The organism is Gottfriedia sp. NPDC057948, from assembly GCF_042887255.1.
GTDB lineage: Bacteria > Bacillota > Bacilli > Bacillales > Bacillaceae_G > Gottfriedia.
Window position 1 is genome coordinate 1 of the sequence record NZ_JBHVPN010000020.1, and the last position, 15,900, is coordinate 15,900.

A 15,900-nucleotide genomic window follows, 5' to 3' on the forward strand; every position below is an offset into this window, starting at 1 on the left:
AACTCTCCATAAAAGTTAAGTTTAAATCTTGTATTGCTCAAAAAACTAATAATTGACGTTTACTTCATGTTTTGTTTAGTTTTCAAAGTTCACTTCATCGCCCGTAAGCGACTTTCTAATATTACCATTTCGTAATATATCCTGTCAACATTTTTTAAAAAATATTTTTTAATTTGTTGAATCAGTTTTTGTTGTCGTTGAAGACAAGGAATAATATACCACGTATTCAAATATAACGTCAACACAAAATATGATTTTTTTAAAAATCTTTTTCATGGACTAAATGAACAAGCCTCTTACTAATTGCAAAAATGGAAAGCAATTCTACTTTTTACAATCTACACCATTATTTAAGTGAATCCACTCACAGCGGTAATCTATTATACACTTCATATAAAATTTTCTTCTTTAGAATCATTTCATTTTTAACTCTTTCATTTAAGTTATGCGATGATAACTCTTTATCTAATTCATTTAGCGAGCGTATTATGAGCGACTCGATCTCTAATACATGCTCCTTATTTAGAAGTATACCAAACATAATTCCCACTCCATGGTACTTTCGTCTTTAAGAAAATCCCAGTTTTATTGTTCTAATACTTAGAACATTTAATCATTTCGTTTTATAGCATACAAGCTTACTAAATCTCATATCCTTTATATAAGAACTTGGACAAGAAAGAAGGCGATTTTATGCTTTTTTACTTTTACATCACTTCAAAAAGGAAACTAAAGCAATTTTCTTTAATTACTATTATTGCATTTTTCACAGCTTGCTTAGTTTATATACAAGCACCTAAAACATTTTCAACTTTTTCAACCAACAAAGGGCCAATGGCAATTTACAAAGGTGATGCCTCGCAAAAAAATGTATCTCTTACTTTTGATATAAGCTGGGGCGATGAAAATGTACTCAAAGTTTTGGATGTATTACGAAATCAAAAAATTACGAATGCCACTTTTTTCTTATCTGCATCATGGGCAGAGCGACATCCAGAGATCGTAGAAACAATCGTTAAGCAAGGTCACGAGATTGGAACACTTGGGTATCGATATAAAAGCTACACCCAGCTAACTCCAGTTGAAATGCAAAGAGATTTAAATAATTCAGCAGAAGTATTTAATCGTCTAGGCGTAAAAGACGTTAAGTTATTTAGACCACCAAATGGTGAATATAATAAAGAAGTTATAAAACTTGCTGCACGGAACAATCTTTCTGTGATTCATTGGAGTGTTAATACTGAAGACTGGAGAAATCCTGGAACAAATAAAATTGTTAAAAGCGTAGAAAATAATACTGATCCGGGCGACATCATTTTGCTTCATGCAAGTGATTCGGCACTTCAAACGCCAAAAGCATTGCCATTAATTTGGTCCTACTTAAAAGAAGAAGGATATAAAAACATAACAGTTTCTCAAATGATATCTAATACTAAAACAAATATTAAAATTGTAAAATAAAAAAGCTAAGAGAAATTTCTCTTAGCTTTTTAGTATTTTGTGTAGTGTTAATAACTGATACGCATTACAAATAAATAACGGTACTAACATTAGAATTAACCACGAAAGATCATTCTGTCTTAATGCAGGAACCCATTCAACGATTGTAACGACAATCATAAAAAATAGTGCTGGAATAAACGCCCCTTTGTTTGTTTCTTTCATTTTTATATAAGAAACAATCAAACTACCTACTAAAAGCACTATTGGGAATATTAAATAGACAGTAAAAGCTTCTCCATGCGCATACTCTCTAAATCGAAAATAAGCTAAATCAAATAGAGCTAATATGATTAATACAATTTGAACTGTATTCCATAATGACTTAAATAAGCCTAATCCGAATCTATGTATTGTCAAATATGCAAAGAATCCCATCTGACTTACAGCACTGAATACTAATCCTAATATAAATAAAAATGATACTTCTACTAGAAGTTTAATAAATCTACCATCTTGAACATAACCAAAATACTCTTTATATCCATAAAGAATACCCGTTAAGATTGTTGCGATTCCACCAACTAGTAATGTTGTTAAAAATAATCGAACCAATTTCCGACTCGTCATTCGTTTCTTAATCCCCCGTTTTCACAAAGCTTCTGATTTTCTTCTTAAATTAACGATTCATATAAAACTTTATTAACTATTTAATCAATATAAATACCCTAATAATTTAATTCATGTCTAAATATTAGCCATGGTTATCGTATAACCATTGCTAACAAAAAACAAGCATACAAATTAAAAGGGTATTGTTTATTATTTATTTAATACGATTTTTTCGACTACCTGTTCAGCAATCGACGTATAGATTTTACCAGTTGGGTGATCTTTATCATATATTGAAGGAGCAAAGTCCTCTTCATCCCAATCAGGCTGCTGTAAAGGTAATTGTCCTAATAGAGTTGTTTGAAGCTCTTTTGCAAGCCTTTCTCCTCCACCTTTACCAAAAACATACTCTTTTTCGCCAGTTTTTTTACTTTCAAAATAACTCATGTTTTCTACAACACCAATAATTTCATGATTTGTTTTTAATGCCATTACTCCCGCTCTAGCCGCAACAATTGAAGCTGTAGGATGTGGTGTTGTAACAATTATTTCCTTACAAGATGGTAACATGCTATGAACGTCTAACGCTACATCTCCAGTACCTGGTGGTAAATCTAGTAATAAATAGTCTAAATCTCCCCATTCAACTTCTGTGAAAAACTGTTGTAGCATTTTACCAAGCATTGGACCTCTCCAAATAATTGGTGAATTATCTTCTACAAAGAATCCCATTGAAATAACCTTTACGCCAAAACGATCGACTGGAATGATACGCTCACCCCTGATCACAGGTCTTGTCGTAATCCCCATCATATCCGGTACACTAAAGCCATAAATATCAGCATCAATTATACCTACTTTTTTACCTAATCTTGCTAGAGAAACAGCTAAGTTTACAGAAACAGTTGATTTTCCTACTCCACCTTTTCCACTTGCGATCGCTAAAAATTGTACTTTTTTATTATCTAATAGTGAAAGTGTTGAGTTTTCTTCATTGTCTTCAATAAACTGACCTTTTTCTTCTTCTGTAAATTCAGTAAATCGAATTCCAACAGTATCAGCACCATTCTGCTTTAATAACTGAACAATTTGTGTTTGAATTTGCATTTGTTCAGCTGTGCCCGTTTTCAACAATGCAATTTTAACGCTTACATGTTTCTTCTCTTCTTTTATCGATATTTCTTTAACAGCATCTAATTCTGCTAATGATTTATTTAAAAATGGCTCATTAATTGTACCTAAAAGTGATAATACTTGTTCATTGGTAAGCATATTTACACCTCGTTATCTTAATATACTAAATAGTATAACACATGTATCATAGTTAGTCTTAAGTAACATTAATTAGTTAGTAAAAATGAAAACCACCGAATAATTCGGCGGTTCCTTATCGTAGACGAAGTCCAAAAATATGATTTTCAAACTAATTCAAACCTAAACGGTAATGAGCACCGTAAGCAGACGAAGTAACGAAGAAAGCGAGCGTTTGCCAAAGTTTGAAACACCGATTAATTTGGCGGTTTCTTTACGTAGACGCAGTCCAAAAAATATGATTTTCAAACTAATTCAAACCTAAACGGTAATGAGCACCGTAAGCAGACGAAGTAACGAAGATAGCGAGCGTTTGCCAAAGTTTGAAACACCGATTAATTTGGCGGTTCATTTTTATCTGTATAATATCTAATAACCCCTCTATATATAGCTGCAGCAAGTTTATCTTGATATTCTTCATCTCTTAACTGCTGACTTTCTTCATAATTTGATAAAAAGCCAACTTCTACAAGCGCTCCTGGTACTTTTGCATATTTCATCAAATAAACATGATTAATAATTTTCGCTAATCGATGAGTATTATTTAAACTTTCCCTTAACTCAGCTTGGACGTATTTTGCAAATCGCTCATTTTCAATTAATGAACCATAAAAGAATGTTTGTGCACCTTTTGAAGATGTTCTTGGTAAGGAGTTTAAATGAATTGATATGTATAGGTCTGCGTTCGATCCATTAATAATTTCTACCCTTTTCCTTAAATCAACGCTTTTTCTTCTACTATATCCTTTCATTCCATCCTCTGCTAGATCGTAATCTCCATCTCTTGTCATAATAACCGTTGCACCTTGACCTTGTAAATAATCCCTCAGTTTGTTTGTTATTGATAGAGCAACAACTTTTTCAATAACATCTCCACCTGAAGCACCTCCATCTGGTCCACCATGTCCAGCATCCAAAACAATCACTTTTCCATCTAGAGGTAGTCCTCTAAAATTCCAGGTCTTTGAAGTTTTTTGTAATAAAGGTATACTCAAAATCAAAAAAACAAAGGTTACAATGATAACGATTAAATGCCATCTTTTCATTTTTTCTCCCCCTGATTGTCCTATAAAAAATATATGGGACAACTAGGAAGAATATGACTTACTTTGATAAACGAAGTCTATGTCTTCTTTCTCCTTTTACATATCCATCTAACCACCAATTATTTAAAAAAGATTTACATCGGTCAAACGGTTCTGTTTGAATATCATCCTTACGGCCAAATACAGAAGAATAAAATAAATAAGCTAACCATTCAGATTCCTTAGCTGATCTTCTTTTAACATTCTCAATTGGTTCACCATAAAAGCCAAATCGGCTATATCTTGCACCCAATAAGTATGTTTCTACCGCTAACTCTAAACAGTAATCTTCTCTTGCTTTTCTTTGGTTAATGTCTGCGTCTATACAGTAGGAAAACGAATCCTTTAATTGGGCTTTTAATTGCATTACTTTTAGTTCTTTTAATAAGCTTTTTTCAAATGTAATTTGCTTTGCTCTTCTTTTTTCTCGGAAATTTGTTATAAGATTCATGATGAAACCTCCCCGTAGCCATAGTCTAAGACGAAAAGGGGTGCTTCATTCAAAAACTACATACTTAATTTCTTCCATAAAAAAATAATAATTTTCATAAAAAACACCGATTTTATATAATAGAAAAATTGTGTTAATTTTGAATTGAAAACGCATTTTTTTAAGACTTACAAAGGTCTACCCATACTTAAATGAAATAAAAAAGAGGGGAATCAAAAAACTTTCCCCCTTTTTCGTATTTTTAATTATCGAATGATTTCATTCTTTGTAAAAGTAATCCATCACTTTTTTCATTTTCTCCATATACAAACTGAGTCATATGATATTTTAAATACTGTCCATATTTACTATTTGTATTTAATACTAACTCATCAACAAAGTAGGCACCTTTTACTACTGTATCCAAAAATAAACTTGCAACTCCTGCATAAACTCCGCACGCAACTTGAAGATAGGTTGCATTTGTACCGTAATTAGCGAATGAATCTTTATTGGTCATAACATTATAGATATAGCGCTCTTTATCTTCGTACACAAGTAAAACTCCAACTACGTCCTCTCCTACTAATGGAGCTGTTGAAGGATCTAGAAGCTTTTTATCAAAACCCAATATTTCGTCAGTGTTTTTTAAATTATTTTTAATTAGATTTGTTGTATGCTCATTAACACGATACACAAAACCACTCTCTAAGTTGAACAATTTGCCAATAATAAATACTTCTTCATGTGGCATAAGACAACCATAAAAGACTTTTTCCCCCAACGTTACTTTAAATTCAACAGAATAGACATCATCATACAAGAAAATTGGAATATTTTGTTTAACAAACATAGGAAAGCTTGTGACTGCCTCTTCTAGGAAGCAATCTGGGGACCATGTGGTGTAAATTGTTTCTTTTTGAGCTATTGAAGGGTTTTCATAAAAAGAATTATCATGTTCAACAATGTAACATGCAAGAGGTTTTTCGGAAGGGAATTGGTTCATTAAATCGATTGCCATCCATTGCACAATTCCAGGATTCATTCCTGAACCAATAATTGCTGTAGTATTTTTAAACTTTCGTTTATTTTCCTCGAAGATACGTAAGCGTTCTTTAAGTGGGAACCCAGAACTAATACTTTCATCTTCATCTACTATTTCACTTTCTAAAGCTGTGTTGACATAGTTCATACCAAACTCATTACAACAGCGCAACATTTCAACAGAATCCGCTCTAGAAACATCAACTACAATAACTGTATTACTCTCTATTAGATGTTTTTTCATTAAATCAATATTATTAACATTCATTTCATGAAATGTAACGTTTTCTATTATGTTAGGGATAATCCTTTCAAAATAAGTTAAATCTTTCTGTTTTAAATCAATTAAATGAAACCTGGCATTTTTCATTATCTGATGGATCGGATCTTTTGGATCCTTTGCCGCTTTATTAAATATGGAAAGTACTGCCTTTGCCACTCCGCCAGAACTACCTAAGAGGGTAATAATCGCATCTTTTTCAAACATATAAACAACTCCATAAATTGGTTTAATATTAGCTTTTACTTTACTATATGAACCGATGGAAAAAGTGTTCGGACAAGTATCCTGTCTATCTAACCTATGCTAACTTTCTAATTGAAAAAAAAATCCTAACTAATAATTAGTTAATAGCTCTATTTTATCTAATTAATTATTTTTTTCGTCTGTTTCTGGTTTTTCTAAAAGTTTCTTCTGTTCTTCCTTACAAAATTCTTTAAATTCTTTGCATTCTTCTAAACACTCTTGTCTGCATCTTTCAAATTCTTCTTCCCGTTTCTTTTCCCTTTCAACACGTAACTCAAATTCTCTATCTCTTTCTTTTTGATCGATTGGAGCAGTATCATTTTTTAGAAGTGGTACTTCACCTCTTTGGATTGGTCCGATTCCAAATAGAGAACGCCATTCATTAGGAGTTAAAGAAGCTCGTTCTACCATAATTGAAAACGCTAATTTAGTTGCAATCGATGCAAATTCTAAGTTAGATGCTTCAAAAACGATCCGATTACCATTTTTCCGTTCCGCTGGAGTGAAGAACTTACGTGTAAATTCATTATTTAGCTGGATGACTAAAGGATTAATAACAGCTTCATTATACGAATTCCATTGATCCTCATTAAATGTACTTTGAACGATGTTTTCGTTCGTATTAAAAAAACTATAGATTCTTTTGATTGCATCACTTGTTCTTTGTGCTTCTGGAGCATAATTACTTGTGGGTACTTGTTGTAAAGTGTACGTTGGCTCTGAAAAACCTGCTTTTACACCGTCTCCTGTATATTTCATATAATTGTTTACAAATTCATTCGTATTCTTAATCATATCATCTTGATCTAGTACTTCCTTAAAGTTCAATAACCAATTCATAAAACGATTGTTACTTACATTATTGATGATACTGTCATCTACAGAATCAATCACTTCTAATAAAGGAAGTAAGGGATCGTATGGTGGCGTACCAAATAGATCATTACTATTAAAATCTTGTCTTAAATGAATGATATCTTTATAAGGTAAAATTAGTACATTTTTTGTTTTGAATGTGAATTTTAAAAAGATCAAACCTTGATTATTCTCGAGCACTTCAACTTTCGTACAAGGAATAGGAAAAATAGCGGTAGGATAACCAAAATCATTTCGCATTATAAATGCAAACGCATTACTGTTTAGATCAAGCTGAGTTACCATTTTCTCTAAAAGTAATTGCCTAGACATAAATGGATTTGGTTCTTGCAGTACATTATAAACCCATGGATCAGGGTTAATCTTGCATTCTCTATTATTTTCTCTGACATGCGTTACTTTTAGTTTTCCAATTGCATTGGCTTTAGGTCTAATACATGCCCTGATCACATCATTCTTAAATAATGTATCGCCTAATGTTAATTGGCCATCCCCTTCATCATTTAATAATTCAAAAGAACTAGTACTTGATTGAAAATTCATCTTGCCCATTATCCAGTCGATCAATCCCAATGTACATCACCCCTAACGTAGATGGCCATAGGTATAATTTATTAAGGTATATTATTTTATTCTTTTAAAAATCATCTATGCTTCAATTTGAGAATGAATTATTAGAGTTTTTTAATTTTTCGTCATTTTAAAATATGAGCATACTATTTAGTTTATTCTAGTAATCTCATACAAAAAGGCCCTCAGCAAAAGCGCCCTGAGGGTCTATAAAATTTATTGTTAATATCTTTCAACTAAAAGCTGTTTCGATTCAAAGTATAAAACTTGTATAAATTTCTTTGCATTAATGCGAGTATGTGTTGATGAAGTCAAGGATACTTGCTTCAATTCACTCATTCTTTGACGAACTGTTTCAAAATCAAAAAACTTTGAAGCATAATTTTCAAATTTAGGGTTCGCAAAATCTGTTAGTCCTATTGATGCCATATGGTTTAATGATTGATAAATTGCTCTACGAACTCGTTGTTCTGATGATTTCCTTTCCCGCTCAACGTCTTCTTGAGAATTAACAATCCCTAGCTTTTTCAAACTAATGTGAGTGTATATATCCTTTAATGTAGGAAATCCTGCCTCTAAACCAAAATTCGATTCATATTCATATAGATAATTGATCATATCAAGCAAGTCTTTGCTCCCATTTTCTCCAGCTATGCCAAGTTCAGATAATAGAACCTGTCCCCAATCCGTAATTTTCTTTTTATCAGACACTGGATTATGTTGATTGATTGAATTTACATCAAAAACATTACTTAATGACTTTTGAATATCAAAAATCGAACGCTCTAGTCGAATCCGCTCCAAGACCTTTCTAACAACCGATATCACTTCAATTTTGTTCAATGGCTTAGTAATGTAGTATTCAATACCGAGAGAATAAGCTTCTCCAACTAATTCTTTAGACTCGACTTGAGAAATCATAATAATTTTCCCTTTGAATGAAGATCCCATTCTCCGTATTGTTTCTATACCGTCCTGAAGAGGCATTAATAAATCGATAAATAATATATCAACGTGATTTATTTCAAGCATATTTGCATCTAAATAAAAGCCGTCTTCCGCCTCACCAACAACTTCACCTAGTTCTTCATCCTCTATGATTTGTGATAACATCGATCGGAAGACTTCATCATCATCTGTGATATAAAAGTTCATAAATTCATCCTTTCTAAGACGAGAGCTCCAATTGGTAGTCGAATCGTAAAAATACATTCACTCTCTTTTTGATTGAGAATAACTTCTCCTCCCAGTTCTTCTGCCATTTCTTTGATATAGGATAAACCGATTCCTGTAGATGGTGTTCCATCATCGCTATATTTAGAAGTAAACCCAGGTTTAAAAATAAGCTTCATATTTTTTGAAGGAACTCCAGGTCCATTATCAATAACCTTACATTCAATCCAATCTTCAACTCTTTCTATTGATAAGAGAATCGTCCCTTTATGTTCTATAGCTTCAACTGCGTTCGCAACTAAATTATTAATAAACGATAGCATTAGATAGATATGATAATGCGGATGTTGTCCCTTTATTTCAGAAATAAACTCAATTTTCTTTCCTAGCATGCCTGCATATTTTTGATTAATTCGGATCACCATTGTCACTAAATCATTTACACTCATATATTCAGGCAAACTTTCACTTGTAATAAGTTTAGAAAGTCCAGCAAAAATTCTTTGGTTATCCTTTTTTATTTCATGTACCTCTCCAGCAATTCTTAAAGATTTGCTCCCCCATTTTTCAATTGGAACTCCTAAATCCTGCTTGTACTTACTCATGTCTCGATATAAATTGTAGGATTCTTTTGTTATTGTTTCAGCATTTTGTAATGTCTTTTTCAAATAAACAGACTCTACATACAAATTGGATAAATGCATCAGCATATTTTCATTTTCTTTACGAGTTTGTGATTCCTTCAGTTTTAGCTCGTAAAGTTTCATCATATTGATAAACGCTAATACAAAGAAGCTTCTAAACACCGCAATAATAATAATTTTGTTTAACTCTTCGACTGTAAGTGAAGAACCCATTCCATATAGTTGAAGTATTAATTCGATTAAACTAGAAGTGATTTCAATAGTAATACCGAAGATTCCTATTAGCAAAGGTTGCTGATTTCGATTCACCTTCAGTAAATAAAAGAAGACGGAATATGAAAAATAATATAAGAACGTAGGAAATCTAACCGTAAAAGATGAAGCAAGATTAAAATCGGTCAATACTAACCAATCTAGTCCAACACGGAATACAAAGACAGATATGCCTATTAACAGCCCTATTAAAACAGAATGATAATTCCTAAAATACAATAAAGAAAAGAAAAAAATTGGGGTTCCAAAACTAACGCGAAATATATTATCAAATGGATGAAAGTTTAGTTCTCCCGCTATTGGAACTATAACCATAAGTGCAATAACAATCCAAAAATCTTTACCTTGCAGTCCTTTTGATTTCAAATCCGCCACTTCCTGATTTTTGCTACTAGTATATCGCCTTGTTGTTATTAACACAATGATCCTCCATACTACTAAATTTCATAAGAAAATACAGCTTGATAGTACAAGCTGTATTTTTTATTTTTATATAGTGACCAATTCTTTTGTAGCTTTCATCGGACGATATGCAGGCTCCCACATTGCGTTTCGTACAGCTTGCTCAATATCGTCGTGCACTACTCGAGCTACTCCATCAGCAACTGCTGCTTTTGCTACTTCAATCGCAACTACTTCAGAAATAGTTCGTAGATTCTCGATTTGAGGAAGTAAAGGTGCACCTAATTTACTTACATCGATCATTTCCGCTACAGCTTCTGCAGCCGCTGCAAACATACCATCAGTAATAATACTAGCGCGTGAAACATTTGTTCCAAGTCCTAAGCCAGGGAAAATTAGCGCGTTATTTGATTGACCAATTACATAAACCGTTTTGTTATATGTTACTGGAGCAAATGGACTTCCTGTTGCTACCAATGCTCTTCCTTCAGTCCACTTAATCAAATCAGAAGGTTTTGCTTCTGCAAGTGGTGTAGGATTGGACATCGGTAAAATTACAGGTCTTTCAACATGTGCTGCCATATCTTTTACAATCTCTTCTGTGAAAGCACCAGCAACAGTTGAAGTACCAATTAAAATCGTAGGATGAACTTGGCTTACAACTTCTGCTAGGCTGGCACCTGAATTATTTTCCTCGATTGGGCGTGCATACGGTTGTTGGAAGTCGAACAACCCTTCCATATCCTCCGCAAGCAATCCATTTCGGTCAATACACCAGAATCTGCGGTTTGCTAATTCAAATGAAAGGCCTTCACGTACCATTGCATCACGTACTTGATCTGCGATTCCAATACCAGCCGCTCCTGAACCGAATACAACTACACGATGTTCACTTAATGGAATACCAGAAGCATTCACTGCTGCTAAAACAGCTGCAAGTGATACAGCTCCTGTGCCTTGAATATCATCATTGAAAGTACAAACTTGGTGACGATACTTATCTAATATGTTTCGTGCATTTTTAGAGCTGAAATCCTCCCAATGAAGTAATGCATTTGGGAATTTTTCTACCGCAGTCATTACAAACTTATCAATGAACGCATCATATCTGCTATCGCGAACGCGAGGATGACGGTTTCCAACATAAAATGGATTATCTAGTAGCTCTTCGCGATCAGTACCAACATCTAAAACAACTGGCAATACTCGTGCTGGATCAATACCTGCCGCAGCAGTATATACCGCTAATTTGCCGATTGCGATATTAATACCTCCAACTCCCCAGTCACCAATTCCTAATATTCCTTCACCGTCAGTAATAACGATTAAATCAATCTCATCAGCATTCGCGCCATGATTATCAAAAGCTTGTTCAATACCATCTTCTTCATTAATAGAAAGATACAAACCACGAGGTCTTCTATATTCATTACTATAACGTTGAATTGCTAAACCAACTGTTGGTGTATAAACAACCGGAAGCATTTCAGGTAAGTGATCAGTTAGTACTCGATAAAATAAAGTTTCATTACGATCATGTAAAGCTGATAATGCAACATTTTTATGCAAATCAGTAGGTTGTGACGAGAATTGCGCGTAAGCACGTTTAGCTTGCTCCTCCAGCGTCAGTACAGCAGGCGGTAATAATCCTGTTAAACCTAATTCTTTTCGTTCCTCTTGAGTAAATGCAACTCCTTTATTAAGCATTGGCACACCTAATAATTCGGCACCACGCAAGGTAGTCTCCACTTCTCCATTCGAACCTACCTTGAATTTATGCATATAATCCCATCCCTTTTCTATCTAATTTATTTTTATCTTTTTTAGTTAAGCAAAAAAGGGCTTTTCGCCCTTACTTTGTAATAATTAAATTGCAGACTGATTGAAAACGAATTATCTTTCAATGCGCAAGGCCAGAAGCGGTGCTAAAATTACATACATGGCGGTATAGGCACCGCAAACAGGCTAAGCAACATAGAAAGTGAGCGTTTATCAGCAGGCTGACAAATTTATTGACGTTCTAAAAGAACTGCACCAGCAATACCAGGGTGAGTCATTTCAAATGGATCTAAAATTAAATCAAGCTCTTCTTCTGATAATACATCATATTTTAAGCAAAGTTCACGAATTGGCTTTCCTGTTAAAATAGCTTCTCTCGCTATTCTCGCAGCAACTTCATAACCGATATGTGGATTAACCGCTGTAATTAGACCAACGCTTTTTTCTACATATTCTTTCATTCTGTCTTCATTTGCTTCAATTCCTTTTAAACAATTATCAGTAAATGCACGGAATCCATTATTCATAATGTTAATTGATTGAAGTAAATTAAATACAAGAACTGGCTCCATAACGTTTAATTCTAATTGTCCCGCTTCAGATGCTAAACAAATTGTATGATCATTACCGATTACTTGGAATGCAACTTGATTAATAACTTCTGCCATTACAGGATTTACTTTACCTGGCATAATAGATGAACCAGGTTGACGTGCTGGCAATGAAATTTCACCAAGACCTGCACGTGGGCCAGAAGCCATTAAACGTAAATCATTCGCAATTTTAGACATATTCATCATACATACTTTTAGAGCTGCCGATACTTCTGTGTAAGCATCAGTGTTTTGAGTAGCATCAACAAGATGCTCAGCTCCAACAAGTGATAAGCCGCTTATTTCAGCAAGTTGCTTAACAACTAATTCAATATAGCGTGGATCTGCATTTAAACCTGTTCCAACCGCTGTAGCCCCCATATTTACTTCATATAAGTGCTGACGAGATTGTTCGATACGTTTTATATCACGACCAAGTACTCGAGAATATGCTTCGAATTCTTGTCCTAAACGAATAGGTACTGCATCTTGCAAGTGAGTACGGCCCATTTTAATGACATGGTCAAATTCTTTTGCCTTTAAGTCAAATACATCACGCATATAATTCATTGTGTTTAACAATTTCTCTAACATATTTAAAGTCGCGATATGAATTGCAGTTGGGAATGCATCATTTGTAGACTGCGACATATTTACATGGGTATTTGGACTAATGCAGAAATAGTCACCTTTTTCTTTACCTAGTATTTCAAGCGCACGATTTGCAATAACTTCATTTGCATTCATATTCATTGATGTCCCTGCTCCACCTTGAATCGGATCAACAATGAACTGATCATGCCATTTGCCCTCAATAATTTCTTGAGCTGCCTCTGCAATCGCTTTACCATTTCCCTCATAAAGGCGTTTTGTTTCTACGTTAGCAAGTGCTGCTGCTTTCTTTACAATTGCTAAAGCTTTAATAAGCTCTTCGTTAATTTTATAACCAGTAATAGGAAAATTCTCAACTGCGCGTAATGTTTGGACACCATAGTAGGCATCTGCTGGAATTTCTTTTTCCCCTAAAAAATCTTTTTCAATGCGTATGTTTGGTTTAAATTCAGTAGCCGCCATTTGTTTTTTCTCCCATCTTTACGCAACTTTTGACTCCTTAATCGAATCAATATATTGTTGCGCTTTATCTTTATCGTATTCGCCTTCCCATTTCGCCATCGTAATGGCTGCTAACGAGTTTCCTAATACATTTACTGCAGAACGAACCATATCTAAAATACGATCAATACCTGCAATTAATGCGATTCCTTCTAAAGGTAATCCCATTGAACCTAGTGTAGCCAGTACTACTACGAACGATGCACCAGGGACACCAGCCATACCTTTTGATGTAAGCATTAGTACAAACAATAATGTTACCTGCTCCATAAATGACATGTGAATATTGTACATCTGAGCAACAAATAATGCAGCAAGTGCTTGGTAAATCGCTGAACCCGTTAAATTAAACGAGTACCCTGTCGGTATAACAAAAGATACTATTGCTTTTGGACAACCCATGTCTTCCATTTTTTTCATAATGTTTGGAAGTACTGCTTCAGAACTTGCTGTTGTAAAAGAGAGAATCAGCTCTTCCTTTAAAATCTTCATAAGTGTAAAAATATTCGTCCCTGTCATTTTAGCATTAATACCTAAAATAACAATAGCAAAAAATGCAACAGTTACATAAACAGCTAAAACAAGTTTACCAAGTGGTAATAAAGTACTTACACCAAACTTTGCAACTGTTACAGCAATTAACGCGAAAACCCCAAACGGAGCGGTTTTCATAACTTGATTTGTAACCCAAAACATCGCTTCTAATACGCCTTCAAAAAATCCTAGAACAGGCTTTCCTTTTTCTCCTATCGCTGCTACTCCTAAACCAAATAGAACAGAGAAGAAAATAATCGGCAATAAATCACCTTGTGCCATTGATTCAAACACATTTTTCGGGAAAATATGAACAATTGTCTCTGCAAAACCACTTTGTTGAGTTGCAGTTGCTGTTTGTTCATATGCTGAAATATCACCTTTTTGCAGATGAGTCATATCTACGCCTTTACCTGGGTGGAATAAATTCGCTGCAAGCATTCCAATACCAAGGGCAATCGTCGTAATGATTTCAAAATAAAGAAGTGTTTTTCCTCCAAGTTTCCCTAGCTTCTTTATATCCCCTACACCTGCTACAGCTACTACAAGAGCCGAAATTACAATTGGCATAACGATCATTTTAATTAAATGAATAAAGATATCACCAATCGGTTGAATATAAGATATTGCCTTTTCATTTCCGTATACTAAAGCTCCCACAACAATACCTAATATAAGAGCAACAAAGATTTGCGTAGCTAATCCAAATTTCTTCATATAAATCCCCCTTGTTAACGCTTTCAAACATATAAATGAAATACATAACTAATTCTATATGCAAACCTACAAAACAATACAAAAACCTACAAACACTTTTAAAATAATTATAAAAAATTTCAAAAACGCTAAATGGTCGAACGGATTGAACAGGAATAGGTCAAAAGAAAAAGTAGCTCGTGTAATAAAGCCCCTTCATTTTGAAATAATATCAGACAGACAAAAATGTCTGTCCATAATCAAGGGAAAGATAGGAAAAAGGAAGTATAGTTTGGGGAAGAATTGAAAATAGAGGAATTTACGCATAATGAAATAAACCCACAAAATAAAAAACTCCTGTCCACAAAGTGGAGAGGAGTTTTGAACGTATAAATAAAAATTAACGTTTTGAGAACTGAGGAGCTCTACGTGCACCTTTAAGACCGTATTTTTTACGTTCTTTCATACGTGCATCACGAGTTAATAATCCAGCGCGTTTTAAAGTTCCGCGGTATTCAGGATCAACTTGTAATAATGCTCTTGAGATACCGTGACGAATTGCACCAGCTTGACCAGTGTATCCACCACCGTTAACGTTTACTAAGATATCATAGCTACCTAATGTTTCAGTTGCAACAAGTGGTTGTTTAACAACTTCTCTTAATGCAGCGAATGGGATGTAATCTTCAAAATCACGACCGTTAATGATAACGCGTCCTTCGCCAGGAACTAAACGTACACGAGCTACTGAGCTTTTACGACGTCCTGTGCCATAGTATTGTACTTGTGCCATGTGAAT

General features: G+C 34.0%; 14 protein-coding genes. 1 reads left to right on the forward strand and 13 read right to left on the reverse strand.

Annotated features, from left to right (window positions below):
* Positions 1-364 precede the first annotated feature (364 nt).
* Positions 365-541 carry a hypothetical protein gene (locus tag ACFVRR_RS20910; RefSeq protein ID WP_387332360.1) on the reverse strand — a complete coding sequence of 59 codons (177 nt, stop codon included), beginning with the start codon at positions 539-541 and terminating at the stop codon, positions 365-367.
* 152 nt (positions 542-693) lie between these two features.
* Between ACFVRR_RS20910 and pdaB the strand changes: the two genes are divergently transcribed.
* Positions 694-1,461 (forward strand): polysaccharide deacetylase family sporulation protein PdaB, encoded by a 768-nt coding sequence (gene pdaB / locus ACFVRR_RS20915; protein ID WP_387332362.1) that lies wholly within the window; start codon positions 694-696, stop codon positions 1,459-1,461.
* A 21-nt stretch (positions 1,462-1,482) separates the two neighbouring features.
* Here the strand turns inward: pdaB and ACFVRR_RS20920 are convergent, their stop codons facing one another.
* The 12 genes from ACFVRR_RS20920 to rpsI all read right to left on the reverse strand — a co-directional run bounded on the left by ACFVRR_RS20920 (position 1,483) and on the right by rpsI (position 15,894).
* Positions 1,483-2,070: a KinB-signaling pathway activation protein gene (locus ACFVRR_RS20920; RefSeq protein WP_387332364.1), complete on the reverse strand. Its 588-nt coding sequence runs from the start codon at positions 2,068-2,070 to the stop codon at positions 1,483-1,485.
* 192 nt (positions 2,071-2,262) lie between these two features.
* Complete coding sequence (locus ACFVRR_RS20925) at positions 2,263-3,324, reverse strand: Mrp/NBP35 family ATP-binding protein (RefSeq protein WP_387332366.1); 1,062 nt, start codon at positions 3,322-3,324, stop codon at positions 2,263-2,265.
* A 374-nt stretch (positions 3,325-3,698) separates the two neighbouring features.
* Entirely contained in the window at positions 3,699-4,409 is a 711-nt protein-coding gene (cwlD, locus tag ACFVRR_RS20930; protein WP_056467529.1) for an N-acetylmuramoyl-L-alanine amidase CwlD, read from the reverse strand.
* A gap of 58 nt (positions 4,410-4,467) precedes the next feature.
* The gene (locus tag ACFVRR_RS20935; protein WP_387332369.1) at positions 4,468-4,899 is read right to left on the reverse strand and encodes a DUF2521 family protein; all 432 of its coding nucleotides are present in this window, start codon (positions 4,897-4,899) and stop codon (positions 4,468-4,470) included.
* A 241-nt stretch (positions 4,900-5,140) separates the two neighbouring features.
* Positions 5,141-6,409 carry a saccharopine dehydrogenase family protein gene (locus ACFVRR_RS20940; RefSeq protein ID WP_387332371.1) on the reverse strand — a complete coding sequence of 423 codons (1,269 nt, stop codon included), beginning with the start codon at positions 6,407-6,409 and terminating at the stop codon, positions 5,141-5,143.
* A 162-nt stretch (positions 6,410-6,571) separates the two neighbouring features.
* The gene (locus ACFVRR_RS20945) at positions 6,572-7,897 is read right to left on the reverse strand and encodes a phage portal protein (protein ID WP_387332373.1); all 1,326 of its coding nucleotides are present in this window, start codon (positions 7,895-7,897) and stop codon (positions 6,572-6,574) included.
* A gap of 219 nt (positions 7,898-8,116) precedes the next feature.
* Entirely contained in the window at positions 8,117-9,049 is a 933-nt protein-coding gene (locus ACFVRR_RS20950) for a response regulator (RefSeq protein WP_387332375.1), read from the reverse strand.
* Positions 9,046-10,359: an ATP-binding protein gene (locus ACFVRR_RS20955; protein ID WP_387332443.1), complete on the reverse strand. Its 1,314-nt coding sequence runs from the start codon at positions 10,357-10,359 to the stop codon at positions 9,046-9,048. The genes ACFVRR_RS20950 and ACFVRR_RS20955 overlap by 4 nt, the downstream gene beginning before the upstream one ends.
* Before the next feature lie 114 nt (positions 10,360-10,473).
* The gene (locus ACFVRR_RS20960) at positions 10,474-12,168 is read right to left on the reverse strand and encodes an NAD-dependent malic enzyme (RefSeq protein WP_387332376.1); all 1,695 of its coding nucleotides are present in this window, start codon (positions 12,166-12,168) and stop codon (positions 10,474-10,476) included.
* Between the two features lie 227 nt (positions 12,169-12,395).
* A complete protein-coding gene (gene aspA / locus ACFVRR_RS20965; RefSeq protein WP_387332378.1) occupies positions 12,396-13,832 on the reverse strand; it encodes an aspartate ammonia-lyase in 1,437 nt (478 codons plus the stop codon).
* A gap of 18 nt (positions 13,833-13,850) precedes the next feature.
* On the reverse strand, positions 13,851-15,122 hold the full coding sequence (locus tag ACFVRR_RS20970) for a cation:dicarboxylate symporter family transporter (RefSeq protein ID WP_387332380.1): 1,272 nt from the start codon (positions 15,120-15,122) through the stop codon (positions 13,851-13,853).
* 379 nt (positions 15,123-15,501) lie between these two features.
* A complete protein-coding gene (rpsI, locus tag ACFVRR_RS20975; RefSeq protein WP_056467505.1) occupies positions 15,502-15,894 on the reverse strand; it encodes a 30S ribosomal protein S9 in 393 nt (130 codons plus the stop codon).
* Positions 15,895-15,900: the final 6 nt, after the last annotated feature.

Bases quoted from the DNA above. Each gene is read 5' to 3' on its own strand.
- ACFVRR_RS20910 (WP_387332360.1), bottom strand. From the start codon at position 541: ATGTTTGGTATACTTCTAAATAAGGAGCATGTATTAGAGATCGAGTCG.
- pdaB (WP_387332362.1), top strand. From the start codon at position 694: ATGCTTTTTTACTTTTACATCACTTCAAAAAGGAAACTAAAGCAATTT.
- ACFVRR_RS20920 (WP_387332364.1), bottom strand. From the start codon at position 2,070: ATGACGAGTCGGAAATTGGTTCGATTATTTTTAACAACATTACTAGTT.
- ACFVRR_RS20925 (WP_387332366.1), bottom strand. From the start codon at position 3,324: ATGCTTACCAATGAACAAGTATTATCACTTTTAGGTACAATTAATGAG.
- cwlD (WP_056467529.1), bottom strand. From the start codon at position 4,409: ATGAAAAGATGGCATTTAATCGTTATCATTGTAACCTTTGTTTTTTTG.
- ACFVRR_RS20935 (WP_387332369.1), bottom strand. From the start codon at position 4,899: ATGAATCTTATAACAAATTTCCGAGAAAAAAGAAGAGCAAAGCAAATT.
- ACFVRR_RS20940 (WP_387332371.1), bottom strand. From the start codon at position 6,409: ATGTTTGAAAAAGATGCGATTATTACCCTCTTAGGTAGTTCTGGCGGA.
- ACFVRR_RS20950 (WP_387332375.1), bottom strand. From the start codon at position 9,049: ATGAACTTTTATATCACAGATGATGATGAAGTCTTCCGATCGATGTTA.
- ACFVRR_RS20960 (WP_387332376.1), bottom strand. From the start codon at position 12,168: ATGCATAAATTCAAGGTAGGTTCGAATGGAGAAGTGGAGACTACCTTG.
- aspA (WP_387332378.1), bottom strand. From the start codon at position 13,832: ATGGCGGCTACTGAATTTAAACCAAACATACGCATTGAAAAAGATTTT.
- ACFVRR_RS20970 (WP_387332380.1), bottom strand. From the start codon at position 15,122: ATGAAGAAATTTGGATTAGCTACGCAAATCTTTGTTGCTCTTATATTA.
- rpsI (WP_056467505.1), bottom strand. From the start codon at position 15,894: ATGGCACAAGTACAATACTATGGCACAGGACGTCGTAAAAGCTCAGTA.